Source organism: Psychromonas sp. B3M02 (genome assembly GCF_003318165.1).
Classification (GTDB): domain Bacteria; phylum Pseudomonadota; class Gammaproteobacteria; order Enterobacterales; family Psychromonadaceae; genus Psychromonas.
In genome coordinates, this window is the sequence record NZ_QOCB01000133.1 from 1 (window position 1) to 15,709 (window position 15,709).

At 38.3% G+C, this 15,709-nt stretch carries 11 protein-coding genes and 5 tRNA genes; 11 read left to right on the forward strand and 5 right to left on the reverse strand.

All coding sequences use genetic code 11. The features are described from left to right. Nucleotides 1-288 precede the first annotated feature (288 nt). The gene (locus DS885_RS14875) at nucleotides 289-2,160 is read right to left on the reverse strand and encodes a sensor domain-containing phosphodiesterase (protein WP_113820202.1); all 1,872 of its coding nucleotides are present in this window, start codon (nucleotides 2,158-2,160) and stop codon (nucleotides 289-291) included. Nucleotides 2,161-2,742: 582 nt separating this feature from the next. Between DS885_RS14875 and lolB the strand changes: the two genes are divergently transcribed. From lolB to ychF, 6 genes are all read left to right on the forward strand, one after another. Beyond that, nucleotides 2,743-3,354: a lipoprotein insertase outer membrane protein LolB gene (gene lolB, locus DS885_RS14880; protein ID WP_113820203.1), complete on the forward strand. Its 612-nt coding sequence runs from the start codon at nucleotides 2,743-2,745 to the stop codon at nucleotides 3,352-3,354. 9 nt (nucleotides 3,355-3,363) lie between these two features. Then, nucleotides 3,364-4,218 carry a 4-(cytidine 5'-diphospho)-2-C-methyl-D-erythritol kinase gene (gene ispE, locus DS885_RS14885; RefSeq protein ID WP_113820204.1) on the forward strand — a complete coding sequence of 285 codons (855 nt, stop codon included), beginning with the start codon at nucleotides 3,364-3,366 and terminating at the stop codon, nucleotides 4,216-4,218. 76 nt (nucleotides 4,219-4,294) lie between these two features. Continuing rightward, nucleotides 4,295-5,242 (forward strand): ribose-phosphate pyrophosphokinase, encoded by a 948-nt coding sequence (locus DS885_RS14890; RefSeq protein WP_113820205.1) that lies wholly within the window; start codon nucleotides 4,295-4,297, stop codon nucleotides 5,240-5,242. 233 nt (nucleotides 5,243-5,475) lie between these two features. Further along, on the forward strand, nucleotides 5,476-6,102 hold the full coding sequence (locus DS885_RS14895) for a 50S ribosomal protein L25/general stress protein Ctc (protein WP_113820206.1): 627 nt from the start codon (nucleotides 5,476-5,478) through the stop codon (nucleotides 6,100-6,102). A gap of 2 nt (nucleotides 6,103-6,104) precedes the next feature. Beyond that, nucleotides 6,105-6,695, forward strand: a complete 591-nt coding sequence (gene pth, locus DS885_RS14900; RefSeq protein ID WP_113820207.1) for an aminoacyl-tRNA hydrolase — start codon at nucleotides 6,105-6,107, stop codon at nucleotides 6,693-6,695. A gap of 23 nt (nucleotides 6,696-6,718) precedes the next feature. Beyond that, complete coding sequence (ychF, locus tag DS885_RS14905) at nucleotides 6,719-7,810, forward strand: redox-regulated ATPase YchF (RefSeq protein ID WP_113820208.1); 1,092 nt, start codon at nucleotides 6,719-6,721, stop codon at nucleotides 7,808-7,810. Between the two features lie 71 nt (nucleotides 7,811-7,881). On the opposite strand, the gene DS885_RS14910 is transcribed toward ychF, so the two are convergent. The 4 genes from DS885_RS14910 to sbcD all read right to left on the reverse strand — a co-directional run bounded on the left by DS885_RS14910 (nucleotide 7,882) and on the right by sbcD (nucleotide 14,624). Next, nucleotides 7,882-8,760 carry a diguanylate cyclase gene (locus tag DS885_RS14910; RefSeq protein WP_113820209.1) on the reverse strand — a complete coding sequence of 293 codons (879 nt, stop codon included), beginning with the start codon at nucleotides 8,758-8,760 and terminating at the stop codon, nucleotides 7,882-7,884. 48 nt (nucleotides 8,761-8,808) lie between these two features. After that, nucleotides 8,809-9,570 (reverse strand): DeoR/GlpR family DNA-binding transcription regulator, encoded by a 762-nt coding sequence (locus DS885_RS14915; protein ID WP_113820210.1) that lies wholly within the window; start codon nucleotides 9,568-9,570, stop codon nucleotides 8,809-8,811. 117 nt (nucleotides 9,571-9,687) lie between these two features. Beyond that, on the reverse strand, nucleotides 9,688-13,401 hold the full coding sequence (locus DS885_RS14920) for an SbcC/MukB-like Walker B domain-containing protein (RefSeq protein WP_113820211.1): 3,714 nt from the start codon (nucleotides 13,399-13,401) through the stop codon (nucleotides 9,688-9,690). Then, on the reverse strand, nucleotides 13,398-14,624 hold the full coding sequence (gene sbcD, locus DS885_RS14925; protein ID WP_113820212.1) for an exonuclease subunit SbcD: 1,227 nt from the start codon (nucleotides 14,622-14,624) through the stop codon (nucleotides 13,398-13,400). Before sbcD ends, DS885_RS14920 begins: the two co-directional genes overlap by 4 nt. Nucleotides 14,625-14,870: 246 nt before the next feature. Between sbcD and DS885_RS14930 the strand changes: the two genes are divergently transcribed. From DS885_RS14930 to DS885_RS14950, 5 genes are all read left to right on the forward strand, one after another. Continuing rightward, nucleotides 14,871-14,947 (forward strand) — tRNA-Met (locus DS885_RS14930). A gap of 10 nt (nucleotides 14,948-14,957) precedes the next feature. Then, a tRNA-Leu gene (locus DS885_RS14935) sits at nucleotides 14,958-15,042 on the forward strand. Between the two features lie 56 nt (nucleotides 15,043-15,098). Continuing rightward, nucleotides 15,099-15,173: transfer RNA gene (locus tag DS885_RS14940), tRNA-Gln, on the forward strand. A 112-nt stretch (nucleotides 15,174-15,285) separates the two neighbouring features. Continuing rightward, nucleotides 15,286-15,360: transfer RNA gene (locus DS885_RS14945), tRNA-Gln, on the forward strand. A 5-nt stretch (nucleotides 15,361-15,365) separates the two neighbouring features. Next, nucleotides 15,366-15,450: transfer RNA gene (locus DS885_RS14950), tRNA-Leu, on the forward strand. Nucleotides 15,451-15,709: the final 259 nt, after the last annotated feature.

Sequence of the window (15,709 nt, forward strand, 5' to 3'; positions counted from 1 at the left end):
CAAAGACACTGCAGGCTAAAGCCAGCGCCCCAAGGTCAAAGGATGTGTCGTAAACAGAATAGGTCAGTACGGTAATACCAATTGTATTAAATAACTGATCTAAATTTTGCGCCGGAAAAATGGCTTAGTTTGAGGCGTAAGTTGATGTAAATGGTTGTTCCCTATACGAAACTTACAACGAAGAAATAAGTTGTTTTAACAAGTAAAATAGATCAGTTACTTACTATGATTGGTATAAATTCATTTATTATTAAACAACTCATTAATGAACAAACTAAACCGTACCTGTTAAACGCTAGTTTCAATTTTAAAAAAATCATTCTGTTGTGACATTAACGTAAGAAGATCATCCGCATGAATCGGTTTAGAAATTAAATACCCCTGTAAATAATCACAACCATTCTCAAATAACCAACTCGCTTGCTCCTGTGTTTCTACCCCTTCTGCCACTATATCTAAGCCCATTCCTTTAGCCAAACCAATAATAGACTTAACAATACAAATATCCTCGTCACCATGTGGTAACCCATCAACAAAAGACTTATCAATTTTTAGCTTAGATACATTGAGATTCTTTAAACGGGAGAGTGAAGAATACCCAGTGCCAAAATCATCAATAGAGAGTTGAATCCCTAGATCAGTTAACTTATCTATTTGTGTTGATAACACTTGAAAGTCCCCTGCCATCAACTCTTCTACTATTTCAAACTCAACTAATGCAGTAGGTACCTTTTGCTCCTTTAAACAGCTTTCAATCTGATTAATTAATTGTGGTGAAAACAGTTGTTCTGAGGAAATATTGACAGAGATTCGCTTCAGTTTTAGTCCTAATGCTTTAAACCTCTTAATATCAACACAAGTTTGTTCAAAGATAACCATGCCTAACTGCCCCATTAACCCTAAACGCTTAGCAATAGGTAAAATGATATTCGGTGTTATTACCCCCTTAGTAGGGTGTAACCAGCGAACTAGCGCCTCTAAAGAGAAGCCCGAGCTTTGATAGTTTTGTTTAATAATAGGCTGGTAAAAAGCAACAATCTCACCATTGTTTAATGCATCTACAAATTCATGCTCTAATGAAGCTTCTTCCTGGTGTTCTATTAACCATATCGGATTAAAGTAGGAAACACTGCCATTGCCATTAGCTTTAGCCTTCAGCATGGCGATTTCAGCTTTACGTAACGGATCTTTATCTGCTAATTCTTTAATACAACAATTAAACACCCCAAGGCTAGCGGTTAAGTTAATCACTTCATTAGTAAAGGTTTTAAACCCGTCATTAAACTGCGCTTTAATACTTGCAATCACATATTCTAGCTGGCTATGCTTTCTAAAGTCAGCTAACCATAGCGCAAAGAGGTCACCACCAACTCGAGATAATTGATAAGGTAAATTGACTGAGATACTTTCTAAACGGCGCGCAATTTCACATAATAATTTATTGGCAAAATCGTAACTAAAGCGTGCATTAATATTAGTAAATTCATCTAAACCGATTAACACAACGGCACAGTTATCATTGGGGGAAGCATGGCTAATATCTTGAAATATTCTTTTTTGAAAAAATAAACGGTTTTCTAAACTGGTTAATGGATCTATTCTTTCCATATAACGTATTTTTTGCTTTTCAAACAGCCATTTGGACTGCGCATAAATCAATGAAATACAGTCTGCAACTGAAACTGCATAGGAAATTTCCGCCATATCCCAGTATTGATGTTGTAGTGTTTGCTCAATACATAACACCCCTGATAACTCGCCATCTCTAAAAATTGGCGCATCTAACATGGACATAATATTAAGCGGAGTCAAATAGCCTTCTAAAAACTCTTTGGTTCTGCTATCAGTTCTTGCATTATCGGCGTTAATAACGCGGCTCGTATTTAGTGACTTAAAATACTCAGGACACGAAGACTCTAGTATCTCTATACCAGCGTCGAATCGGTTCTCTTCTTTAATATAGAGATATTGGCAAACGATACTGCTTTTTTGATCATTAAAAAGCCATACACTAACACGTGAGACATTTAACAATTGACAACAAGACTTTAAAATAGTCTGTATTTTAAGCGCTGAATCGTCTTTTTCAGAGTCACTATGCTGTACCCCTAACTGTGTTAAAGACTGCTGTAACCCTAAAAATTTATCCAATAAGTGCATGACATTATCCTTAATCAGCCTTTTACAACTTATACCTTAGTTTTATTAAACCAAGACAAGTTTATTTTCTATAAAAAATACTTAATGTGTTCATTCAATACTTAACAAATTAACAAAAATCGCTTCCCCTCCTTGTGAAATCATTTTTACTCATTAAATATGTAATTTACACAACAACTATAACTAAAGAGATATTTTTTTCTTCGATAAGTGACTTTATAGCCATATTTTGATAAAAAACAAGACAAGGCTAAAAAGAATATCGATGATTCTAATATCAATGATACAAAATAATTAATTATCTAACTTTCCCTCCCTTTTAAGCATGCCATTACGTTTGCAGATCAGCGGCCTTATTTAGATGGTTTGTTGTAAAAATTAATTCAATTAATCAAATATCTATTAAAAATAGTATAAGAACTTAATTAATCCATCTTTTGGTGCCAAAATGTCAATCAAGAAATATCTATACCTTATCCCCTTTTACTATCACTAAGTTACTAATAGATTTTTATAAAGGAACAAAGCCATCGATTAAATACTTTGCTATATTAGAGTCACTTCTTTAGATGGGTTTAAACAATGAAAAAATTAGCAACACTATTCCTTATGATCACCTTAGCTGGTTGTTCTCAATTCAATACTTCCGAAGAGCCCTCTGTACCAAGCAATCTCACATGGCAACAACACCAAAAACAACTACAACAGTTAGATGATTGGATATTAACGGGTAAATTAGCTATTTTCCTTGAGTCCGAACGCCAGACTGCCAACATATATTGGCGTCAACAAGGTGATAATTACGCGATACAATTAACGACTTTCATTGGAACTCGTATTTTACAGGTCACTAAAAATGAGCAAGGGGTAGAAATCATTGATAATGATGATCAGGTTTATACCGGACAAGATGCTAATACCTTAATTAAGCAGTTAGCGCCTGGGTTAGATTTACCTGTTCAAGCATTACAACAATGGGTTAAGGGCAACCCAGAGCAGGCACCTTATCAACTTAATGAACAACAACAAGTGAGTGATTTATTAGGAACAGATAGTAGTGGTAAGCAATGGGAAATTAGATATCAAGACTACCAAGACTTTTCAGGCTACTACTTACCACGAAAAATTGACCTTAACCGCGATGATATCAAACTTAAAATAGCGGTTAGCCAGTGGAACACCCAACAACAATAGAGTTTATCCATGCGTATCGAAAAAATTCGCTGGCCCGCGCCAGCGAAACTTAACCTATTTTTATACATCACAGGGCAACGCTCTGATGGTTACCATAATTTACAAACCCTATTTCAATTTATTGACCGTTGTGATTTTCTCACCATCAATGCCAATCGTAGTGGAGAAATTACTATCTCGCCAGAGATTGCAGGCGTACCTCTTAAAAGTAACCTAATTTACAAAGCTGCTCGTTTACTGAAAAAGCACAGCAATTGCCCACTTGGCGCACATATCGAATTAGAGAAGAACCTGCCCATGGGCGGAGGCTTGGGTGGCGGATCATCAGATGCAGCAACCACATTAGTTGCCTTAAACTATCATTGGCAACTTAATTTAAGTAAACAAACATTAGCAGAGCTAGGTGTCAGCTTAGGAGCAGACATACCGATTTTCATACATGGTAAAGCGGCGATTGCCGAAGGCGTTGGTGAAAAGTTAACATCGGTTAACCCACCACAACCCTACTATCTTGTTGCTATGCCTAGCTGTCATATTTCAACACCAGCCGTATTTAAAAATCCATCATTAAAAAGAGATACAAAAAAGCTTTCACATGAACAGCTTATGAGCAATAAGTGGACAAATGATTGCCAACCTTGTGTTAAAAAAGAGTATCCCGAGGTTGCTAAGACTATAGACTGGTTGCTAGAATACGCTCCGACTCAAATGACCGGAACAGGAGCATGTGTTTTTAGTACATTTGAGCATGCTGATGATGCTGAATTATTAGCAAAAAAGTCGCCCAATTGGTTGAATTGCTTCACCACCAAAGGCGTAAACATTTCACCATTACGTGAATTATTAACTACCAAACTAGATTAATTACGATTTAATTAATCACACTTGTTAATGGTACATTGCCATTAGCCAAATCAACAGGATTACAGAGGTCCTCATAGTGCCAAACATGAAATTATTTGCAGGTAACGCTACCCCCGAATTAGCCCAAAAAATTGCTGATCGTCTTTTCATCAAATTAGGAAGTGCTGATGTAGGCCGTTTTAGTGATGGTGAGATACATGTTCAAATTAATGAAAATGTTCGTGGTGATGATATTTTCATCGTGCAATCGACTTGTGCTCCAACTAACGACAACTTAATGGAACTGATTGTCATGATTGATGCACTACGTCGTGCTTCAGCAGGGCGAATTACTGCGGTAATCCCATACTTTGGTTATGCACGCCAAGACCGTCGTGTGCGTTCAAGCCGTGTTCCAATTACTGCAAAAGTAGTGGCTGACTTTCTATCTAACGTTGGTGTTGACCGCGTAATGACAGTTGACTTACATGCAGAACAGATTCAAGGTTTCTTTGATGTGCCTGTTGATAACGTATTCGGTAGCTCTGTACTACTAGAAGATATGTTAGAGAAAAAATTAGAAAACCCAATGATCGTATCACCAGATATCGGTGGTGTTGTTCGTGCTCGAGCACACGCTAAATTATTAGATGATGCAGACTTAGCAATCATTGATAAACGTCGCCCTAAAGCAAACGTTGCACAAGTAATGCACTTAATCGGTGACGTTGAAGGCCGTAACTGTATCATCGTTGATGACATGATCGATACTGGCGGTACATTATGTCAAGCGGCAGCAGCACTTAAAGAACGTGGTGCATTATCTGTTTACGCTTATGCAACTCATGCAGTATTCTCTGGTTCTGCATTAGAGAACATCAAAAACTCAGTTATTGACGAGTTCATCGTAACGGATTCTATCCCATTAACAGATGAAATCATGGCAACAGGCAAAGTAAAACAGCTTACTTTAAGCGGTATGCTAGCTGAAGCGATTCGTCGTGTAAGTAATGAAGAATCTATCTCTGCGATGTTCCATTACTAAAAATCAATAAGATAGTAACACTGTCTTAGTTTGCTTTTAGGAAAGCGTTTATTTCTTAGGAATAAACGCTTTTTTTTCGTATTTAATTTGTACAAACGCACTTACTGAGTTACTATAGCGCGCCTTTTTTATACACCCTTAACTAAGGGGAAGGTGGTTATCGCTGGTCGCAAACGATAATCTATTTTAATTTGAGGAATTAATATTAATATCCTCATTAATGGAGTTTTACCATGTCAATTACATTAATCGCTACAAGCCGTACAGATTTAGGGAAAGGTGCGAGCCGCCGCCTACGTCACACAGACCAAACACCTGGTGTTGTATACGGTGCAGGAAAAGAGCCTGTTTCTTTAACTTTTGAACACAAAGAGTTAATGAAAGTTGAAGGTATCGAAGCATTTTACTCTTCTGTATTAAGCCTAGAAGTCGACGGTGTTGCTGAGCAAGTATTGCTTAAAGATATCCAACGTCACGCTTTCAAAGAGCGCATCCAACATTTAGACCTTTTACGTGTTGATGCAACTCAAACAATCACAACTACAGTTCCTCTTCATTACTTAAACGAAGAAACTGCAGAAGCAGTTAAAAATGGCGGCGTTGTTGCTCACTTAGCAAATGAATTAGAAGTAACTTGTTTACCAGCTGATCTTCCTGCATTTATCGAAGTTGATATTGCAAACGTTGAAATTGGTCAAACTGTTCACATTTCTGATGTTGCACTTCCAAAAGGTGTTGAATCTGTTGAGCTTAACAAAGGCGAAGAGCATGATTTACCACTATTAGCAATCACTGTTAAGAAAACAGCGGCTGTTGAAGAAGAATCTGAAGAAGCAACAGAAGCTGACGCTGCTGAGTAATCGTGTCAACTACGATTAAATTGCTTGTGGGCCTGGCTAATCCAGGCCCCGAATATGCAAATACTCGACACAATGCCGGACAATGGTACATACAACAACTCGCCTCTCAAGAAAACATCCAGCTAAAACCAGAAGCTAAATTCTTTGGCCATACTGGTCGTATTCAGTTTGCTGGAAATGACATTCGCTTATTAGTCCCAACTACCTTTATGAACCTCAGTGGTAAAGCGGTTAGCGCAATGGCAAAATACTACCAAATTAAACCCGAAGAAATTTTAGTAGCTCATGATGAGCTAGATATCGTTCCTGGTATCGCTAAATTTAAACTAGGTGGTGGTCATGGTGGGCATAATGGTTTACGTGATATCATTTCAAAACTAGGCAATAACAAGAATTTTTACCGTTTACGTATTGGTATCGGCCACCCTGGTGATAAAAATCGTGTTAGCGGTTATGTACTTGGTAAAGCAACGAGTACAGAACAAAATTTGATCGAGCAAAGTATCGATGAAGCAGCGCGTTGTACCCATATTTTAGGGGTCGACGGTATCGAAAAAGCGATGAATCGCTTACATAGCTTCAAAGCACAATAACAGTAAATTAATAGGATAAAATCATGGGTTTTAAATGTGGTATTGTAGGTTTACCCAACGTTGGTAAATCGACCCTTTTTAATGCATTAACTAAAGCAGGCATTGAAGCGGCTAACTTCCCTTTTTGTACTATCGAGCCTAATACTGGCATCGTACCTGTACCAGATCCACGTTTAGACCAACTTTCTGCTATCGTCAATCCACAGAAAGTAATACCAACAACGATGGAGTTTGTTGATATTGCCGGGTTAGTTGAAGGTGCATCAAAAGGTGAAGGTTTAGGTAATAAATTCCTAGCTAACATCCGTGAAACTGACGCAATTGGTCATGTTGTACGTTGTTTCCAAGATGAAAATATCGTTCACGTAGCAGGTAAGATCGATCCACAAGAAGATATCGATATCATCAATACTGAATTGGCACTAGCTGATTTAGAAAGCTGTGATCGTGCTATCTTACGTTTAACTAAAAAGGCCAAAGGCGGCGATAAAGACGCTAAATTTGAATTACCTATTTTAGAGCGTATTAAAGCCCACTTAGAAGATGATGGTATGGTACGTGGTTTAGACTTCGAAAAAGAAGAACTAGCGGCTATCCAATACCTAAGCTTTTTAACACTAAAACCAACTATGTACATTGCTAACGTAGCTGAAGATGGTTTTGAAGATAACCCATTCTTAGATAAAGTACGTGAAATTGCATCCAAAGAAAATGCTGTAGTTGTGCCTGTGTGCGCTTCAATTGAATCTGAAATCGCTGAATTAGATGATGAAGATAAAGCAGAGTTCCTAGAAGGAATTGGCCAAGAAGAGCCTGGATTGAACCGTGTAATCTACAGTGGTTACGAGTTATTACACTTACAAACTTACTTTACTGCAGGCGTTAAAGAAGTACGTGCTTGGACTGTCCCTGTAGGAGCGACTGCGCCACAAGCGGCTGGTAAAATCCACACTGACTTTGAACGTGGCTTTATCCGTGCTGAAATCATTGGCTTTGACGACTTCGTTGAATGCAAAGGTGAAGCTGGTGCGAAAGAAGCGGGTAAATGGCGTTTAGAAGGTAAATCATACATCACTCAAGATGGTGACGTGATCCACTTCCGCTTTAACGTTTAATTACGTTCATAATAATAAAAACGGCAACCTAGGTTGCCGTTTTTTTATATCTTTAAAAAATATTGATAGGATCAAAAAGCAAGTTCTAATCTATTTCTACCATTCTCTTTTGCTTTATATAACGCTATATCAGCCCGTTTTAATAGACTATCAAAATCTTTGTCTTGCTCAGAAATTTTTGCCATACCAATACTAATAGTGACATTAATCTTATGTGGATCAAGGCTCTCTATGGCGTCCAATAACAATATCGCTTTATTAAAAGCTTCTTCATCGTCACATTGATCAAAGAGAATAACAAACTCTTCCCCACCAGAGCGCGCAGTCACAGCGGTTTCGTCATCTATCGCTAACGCTGCTCCAACTTGCTGTAACACCAAATCTCCTACTGAGTGACCATGGTTATCATTAATCGATTTAAAGTGGTCGACATCAACCATTAACACCCATAACGGATGCTGCTGTTGTTGGGCTGCTTGCATTTTTTGCTTAGCAACATCCATTAAATAATGTCTATTATATAAACCAGTTAGCTGATCATAAAAAGCTAATTGATTAAGCTTATCTTGCTGCAACTTAATGGTTAAATGTGTGCTCACACGTGCAGCTACAATCGCAGGTCGAAAAGGTTTAGTAATATAATCAACGGCACCAATCATGAGACCTTTCTCTTCGTCCTTTTCACCCTGTAATCCGGTCACAAAAATAACGGGAATAGACACTGTCACGGGATCAGCTTTTAATGCTTTACACACCTCATAACCATCCATCTCAGGCATGGATACATCTAACAAGATTAAATCTGGCTGTGGAAATTGCGCAGCTATCTGTAAACATGCTTGTCCACTGTGCGCTGTATTAATATTACAGAGCCCTTTAATACATGACGCTAACATTTTTAAGATACTAGGTGAGTCATCGACTATTAGTACCGTTTGCTCATTAGACATTATTGTTCAACTCCTATTTAACCAACAGATTAATCCATTAATCTATTTCTATTCGCCACACAATTGTATATTAATTCCTTGATCCGCAAACAAACTAAGTAGTTTGGGGTCTGACTTTGGATCAGTAACCAAGTAATTGATCTTATGTGTACCACATACTTTATAGGTACTCATTTTCCCCAGCTTTAAATGTGAAGCAAGAGTAACGACCTGTTCTGACTGCTCAATGATAGTCGCTAAGGTTTCCGCTTCATCGATATGATTGATGCTTAACCCTTGGCTTGGGTGCAATGCCCCTACTCCTAAAAAACAAGTGTCGAAGTGAATCTTTCTTAACATCGCATTAGTGGTTGCTCCTAACGCCATCACAGCTGGTTTAAATATTTTTCCACCTAATAAGATTAGTTCAATATTATTATGATGAATAAGCTTTGTTGCGACTAAAGGGCTAGGCGTGACAACTGTAAAGCTAAAATCAGTGGGTAAATTCATTGCTAACTGCAGGCAAGTCGTACCTGAGTCAATGAGGATCGTTTGTCCCTCTTTAATAAATGGGATAGCCGCCATCGCCACACGTTGTTTTAACGGGTCAATCTCTTCATGACGTTGACGATACTCTTGATGTTCATGCTGTAAGGGTAACGCACCACCGTGTACACGCCTTAGTTGTTTTAACTCATCAAGTGCTTTTAAATCTCTACGGACCGTATCTTCAGAAACCCCTAATTGCACACTTAACTCTGCTGCGTAGACTCGCCCGAATTGACTGAGTAACATTAAGATTTTACTGTGCCTTTCCTGCTGTAACATAATTTACCTTATTATTTTTATCTGATTTTACTTAAGCGCCGATAAATATCTACTTTTAGGTACTCTCGTTTTGCTCTGAGTCTCATTATTTATATAATTAAATTCATGTACTTAGGATTAATTACTCGCAGTATCTGCGTTAAATCGATAGCCTGCTGCTAATTGACTAAACCCAGCTGATGTGCCTTTAGTAACATGTATTTGATGATTAATGCGCTCTTTTAAAGCATCTACGTGCGATATAATGCCAATTAGCTTACCGCTCGCATTAAGTCGCTCTAATGCCTCTAAAGCAACTTCTAAGGTACCAGCGTCTAAGGTGCCAAACCCTTCATCTAAGAACAAGGATTCTATTTGTGTTTTATGGCTCACTAAGTTGGATAAGGCTAAGGCTAAACCAAGGCTCACTAAGAAACTTTCACCACCCGATAAGGTTTTAACATCACGTACTGCATTTGCTTGCCATAAATCGATCACCTGTAATGCTAAAGGTTGATTAATATTACGTTGCAATTGATAACGTTGGTGTAAGTTCGCCATCTCTTTATTCGCCAGATAGACTAAATTATCTAAAGTCACTCCCTGTGCAAAGGTTCTAAATTTAGCCCCATCTGCAGAGCCAATCAGTTTATTAAGCATCTCCCAATGCTGCGCATTTTGTTGTTTTTGTTGCTGTTGTTGAAAAATACCTTGTTGCTTTTGTTTGTTATTATTATCAGCTTGTAGCAAGCCAAACTGTGTCGCATACTTGGTTTGGTGTGCCTGCATTTTTTGTTGCAGTTGAAGTATATCCTCCTCAACTTGTGCTAATGCTTTATCAGTTAGCTTACTTGCTTGTAATTCTGCCAGTTGGCGGCTCAACGTTTCCAAGCGAGTACTCTCTTTTAATGCACTATCTTGTAACTGTTGACGTTGAGACAATAACGCTTGAATCTCTTCTGCTGCTAAACAAGCGCTCAAATACTCAGCTTGGTCTATAAATGCAGAGGCGATTAATGCTTTTTCAAACTGTGACGATTTAGCCTTAGACTCTGCTTGATACTCTTGTTCAGAAGCCAATAATTGCGCACTTTCACCCTTTAATGCTTGCGCCTTATCCGTTAAGACTTGTAACTCTGTGTTGATCTCTCCTAGCTTAGCTTGGCTAGCGGTTAATTTTGCATTCGTGCTTTCACGTAATTGTTGTTCACTTTTTTCCCCAAACTGCTGCGCTCTTTGTAATTGTAGCTGTTCAATCTGTTGCGTTAATACCGTCACTTTCCCGCTAAGCTCATCTAATGCTAGCTTTTGTTGTTGTAACGCTTGCGTTAATAATTGTGTTTGTTGATTTAACTCAGTGAGTTCGGCCGTCATTGTCTGTTGAAGCTGTAATTGCGATTTATATTGCTCCACTTGCTCTTTCGCTTTTTCAAGCCATTTTTGTGGGGCTGAAAAGAGCAGTTTCCCCATGACATCATTAGCTGCAACTTGCTCAGGTAACTGCTCAGTAATGCTAGCCTGTAATGCTGCTATTTTATGCTTGCTTTGTCTCAACTCTTCAGAAAGTGAATTAACCTGCTCCAGCAGCGTTTTTTCTTCATAACGGTTTTGCTGCTGTTGTAATGATAGTTGATGTTGATTTTCAGACATCTTTCGTATCTGCTTTTCTAACTCAAGGTGCGACTGTTGTAACCCACGAACCTTTTCAACCTGTTGTTGAGTGTAACTTAGCTTAGTTTCAAGCTCTTGATACAAGGTCTTCAACTGCTGGCTGCTATTGGCATCATAAACACGATGCTGCAAATACGCATGATTTGACCAATGTTGCTGATATTCACTTTTATCATTTAACTGCGATTGCAGTGAAGTTTGTAACTCTTTAAACTGCTCAATCTTGGTTTTAAACTGCCCGTTTAATTCAGCATAATCTTTACGTGCTTTCATTAATGCTTGTTGTAGTTGCTGTAAACGTAACTGATGCTCCGGTACATCTATCTGTTGATAGTTGACGAGTGCAGGATGAGATAACGAACCACATAACGGGCAAGGTTGGTCTTCTTGCACCTTTAATTGCAACTCAGCTAAGCTGTGAATAATTTGCTCCTGCTCGAGCAGTTTTTCAGTATTCGCCACATCGTTAGCTAATTGAGAGCCGTGCTCCTTTAGATTCTCTAACTGTATTTTATCATCATGAATGCTCGTCTCTAATCGATTTAAGTCACCTTGCTTTTTAAGCAATTCCATTTCAATTTGATCTAACTTTTCGGACAATGGCAAACAGGTTTGTAGTTGCTTTAACTCTCCCTGTAATGTCATCAACTGTTGGTCCCCAGTTGCCAAAGTAGCACCAGGTAACGCATCACAGGCATGACTTATATCAGTATTTAATTGTTGCAACTGAGTTTGTAACGGCTGCGTATTGTTTAACAGGGTTTGTAGCTCTTGCTCCACCCTTTGATTAGTGGAGTGCAATACCTGCTTTTTCTGTTCCGCTGTGTCTAATGACTGGACCAAGTCAGCGCGCTTGGTTTTAGCCTCATCGAGCTGTGTTAACTGCAAAGCGACACTAGCGAGGTGTTCGCCTACAACAGGCATATAATCTTGCTGTTTTAATAAGGTATCTAACTCGTTTATTTTTGTTTGTGCACTCTTTACTTTGTTCTCTTCTACACTGAGCTCTTGCTGACTTAACGCCACCTGTTTTTGTTTACTGGCTAACTCTGTTTGCAAGGTCTCTTGTTGTGCTTTTTTATCTGAGATTGCAATATCTAAAGGCACTAACACTTTATTAATTTCATCCAGTGCTTTAGTCGTTTCTTGCTGTTGTAATGAAACACTCGTTGCTTGTTGTAACTGCTTTTCTTGCAAGGTGGCGATAGCACTATTATTTGCTTTCTCTTGCTCCAAAATACTGGCTAATTGTGCTTTTATTTTTATGTGTTGAGCATCTGCGTATTGCTGTGCGTCATAAATAGGAGTGAGTTTCTCGGCTTTTTCAGCCTTTTCTAAACGAACTTGCTTACTTTTAAAGTCACTTTTTTGCTGTTCGATATTAGCAAGTATTAACTTTTGCTCTGCGACAGCCTTTTCATACTTTGTATTCTCTTGTAACCAAGTTAATGTTTTATCTAAAACTTGAGCTTCAACAGAGAGGCTTTTTTGTTGTGCTTCGAGTTGTTTTACCTCTTCAGCTAAGATTTCTCGCTCTGCTTCATCTAATACACTCAGCACTTTTGCTTGTTCGGTTAATAGTGTTAATTCCGCTTGTATCTGCTTATTTTGCTGATAAACATATTGTGCGATTTCACAATAGATCTCTGTACCTGTTAACTCTTCTAATAATTCAGCTCGCTCACCACTAGAGGCATTTAGAAAAGCAGCAAAACCACCCTGCGCGAGTAACATGGACTTAGTAAAACGTGAAAAATCTAATCCAGTTAACTCAGTGACCTGCTTTAATACATCACTACTTTTTGTTGCTAAGACTTGCCCATCAACTTCACTCAACTCGCATAGCGGCGCTTGTAAATTACCATTTGCTTGATTACGGGCGCGTTTTTGAGACCAATAGACACGGTACGCTTTGTTTTTAACAGCAAACTCAACTTCCGCTAAACAATCGCCTGTACCACGAGTCATTAACTCATTTTTGCTTTGTGTTAATTTATCCAGGCGTGGAGTTTGTTGGTATAACGCCAAGCATATCGCATCTAAAATGGTGCTTTTACCTGCGCCGGTTTGACCTGTGATCACAAATAAAGCGTTATCTTGAAAAGCTTGCTCCTGGAAATCTATTTTCCACTCGCCCTTTAATGAGTTTAAATTTTTAAAGCGTAACGATAATATCTTCATGATTGATGCTCCACTGCTGACAACACTTCAGCAAAAAGCCCTTTCAGTTGTTGCTTCTGCTCATCACTTATATTGTCTTCAATCTCTAAACGATGTTCAAAAAGCTGTACAGGCGTCACATTTTCTAAGCTCTTTTTATCGTTTTCTTGCCATTGATTAGTTTCATTAATTTGCGGACTGCTGACTTTTAAAATATCAATGGCCGTGCCTTCTACTAACTGACTTAAATGGATATGAAGATCAGATATATACTCAGCTTGCTTTAACTTGACCTCTACCCAAACAGTTTGATCTTTGAGTTCAGATTTAAGGTGATTAATTTGCTCTGTTATCTGTTCGAGGTCACCACTGATTATTTTCAATGCTTGAAAGCGTGGAATATCCAGTTCACTTACCTGTAGATCGGTTTTATCAGTAAATTCAATAATATTTATTTTTTTGGTTTGTTTACTTTCATCAAAACTTAAAGGAATAGGAGAGCCACAGTAACGGATCACCTCAGACTTTTGTACTCGCTGTGCTTTGTGTAAATGGCCTAGGGCAATGTAATCAAAAGCAGGAAATAAAGCCGCAGGAAAAGCCGTTAATGTACCAATATAAATTTCACGTACTGAATCAGAGACCGAACAACCCACAGTGGTTAAATGACCACTGGCAATAATAGGCGTGTTATCTGCTAACTTATCCTCTTTTATTTTAGTTTCAGCTAAGTCATAAAGTGACTGATAAGTGTCGGCAATGCCTTGTTGTAATGATTGCTGCTTTTGCTCAGCTGAACTACCTTGCTCGCTCAACATAACGTCATTAGCCCGTAAAAAAGGTAAGGCACACATTAAAGCCTGCTGTTCACCTTTTTTATCTTTTAAACTAATAAGGTGATCGGATAAATCATCACTTAACCCTGCTAAAACAGATACATTTAAGGCACTTAACAATGATTTACTTTCATTAAGCACGGCTACACTATCGTGATTACCAGAGACAATTACTAATTGAGAACAAAAGCTCTGTTGTAATTGCACTACAAAATCAGCATATAGTTTTCGTGCATAGGAAGCTGGCGAGGCACTATCAAAAATATCCCCTGCTACAATCACCGCATCTATTTGCTGTTCATTTACCACCTCAATTAACCAAGATAAAAATCCTTTATGTTCGCTTTCTCGCGTTTTCATCATAAAATACTGGCCAAGGTGCCAATCTGAGGTGTGTAATATCTTCATAGTTCGCTATCGTTGAGTTTAATTACCTTCAGTTTAACTTTTTCGTTAATAGAAAACTCTATAACAAGGTGTTTTTTGGTTATGTTTGCACAAAATAAAAACAACTTGACTAGCATTTAGGCAAATAAACAAAAAAACCTTTTTTTTCTTAAAAATTAGTTGACGAGGTACGCCGATATCCGCATAATGCGCCCCATCGAAACGACGCACTGTTCTGCAGAGCAAGTTAAGATTAAAGTAAAAAATGGCTACATAGCTCAGCTGGTTAGAGCACATCACTCATAATGATGGGGTCCCAGGTTCAAATCCCGGTGTAGCCACCATTTACTTTACGCGGAAGTGGCGGAATTGGTAGACGCGCTAGATTTAGGTTCTAGTATCGCAAGGTGTGAGAGTTCAAGTCTCTCCTTCCGCACCATTCTTTATTTTATAAAGAATCCAATCAGAGAAATTCAACTCTTTAAAAATAAAAATTGGGATATCGCCAAGCGGTAAGGCACCGGGTTTTGATCTCGGCATTCAGAGGTTCAAATCCTCTTATCCCAGCCACATTCTCTAATACGTTATTAACGGATTAGAATCCTTGAAGAAGGTTAAACTTGAAATAATGTTTTATTTAATTATAAAATATTATAGAGAAGTAAACTCTTAAAATAACAACTGGGATATCGCCAAGCGGTAAGGCACCGGGTTTTGATCTCGGCATTCAGAGGTTCAAATCCTCTTATCCCAGCCACATTCGCGGAAGTGGCGGAATTGGTAGACGCGCTAGATTTAGGTTCTAGTATCGCAAGGTGTGAGAGTTCAAGTCTCTCCTTCCGCACCATTCTTAACTAAGTGTTAAGAAATAATAAAACCAGCTAAATGCTGGTTTTTTTATGCCTGAAATTTGAGTTTATACCAATTAACTTCAAACCTTTTTATCCCTGCCACATTCGCGGAAGTGGCGGAATTGGTAGACGCGCTAGAGTTAGATTCAGCTATTCCCAAAGAAGGCACAAGCTGTAACAGTTCAAGTCTCTCCTTTCGCACCATTCTTAACTAAGTGTTAAGAAATAATAAAACCAGCTAACTGCTGGTTTTTT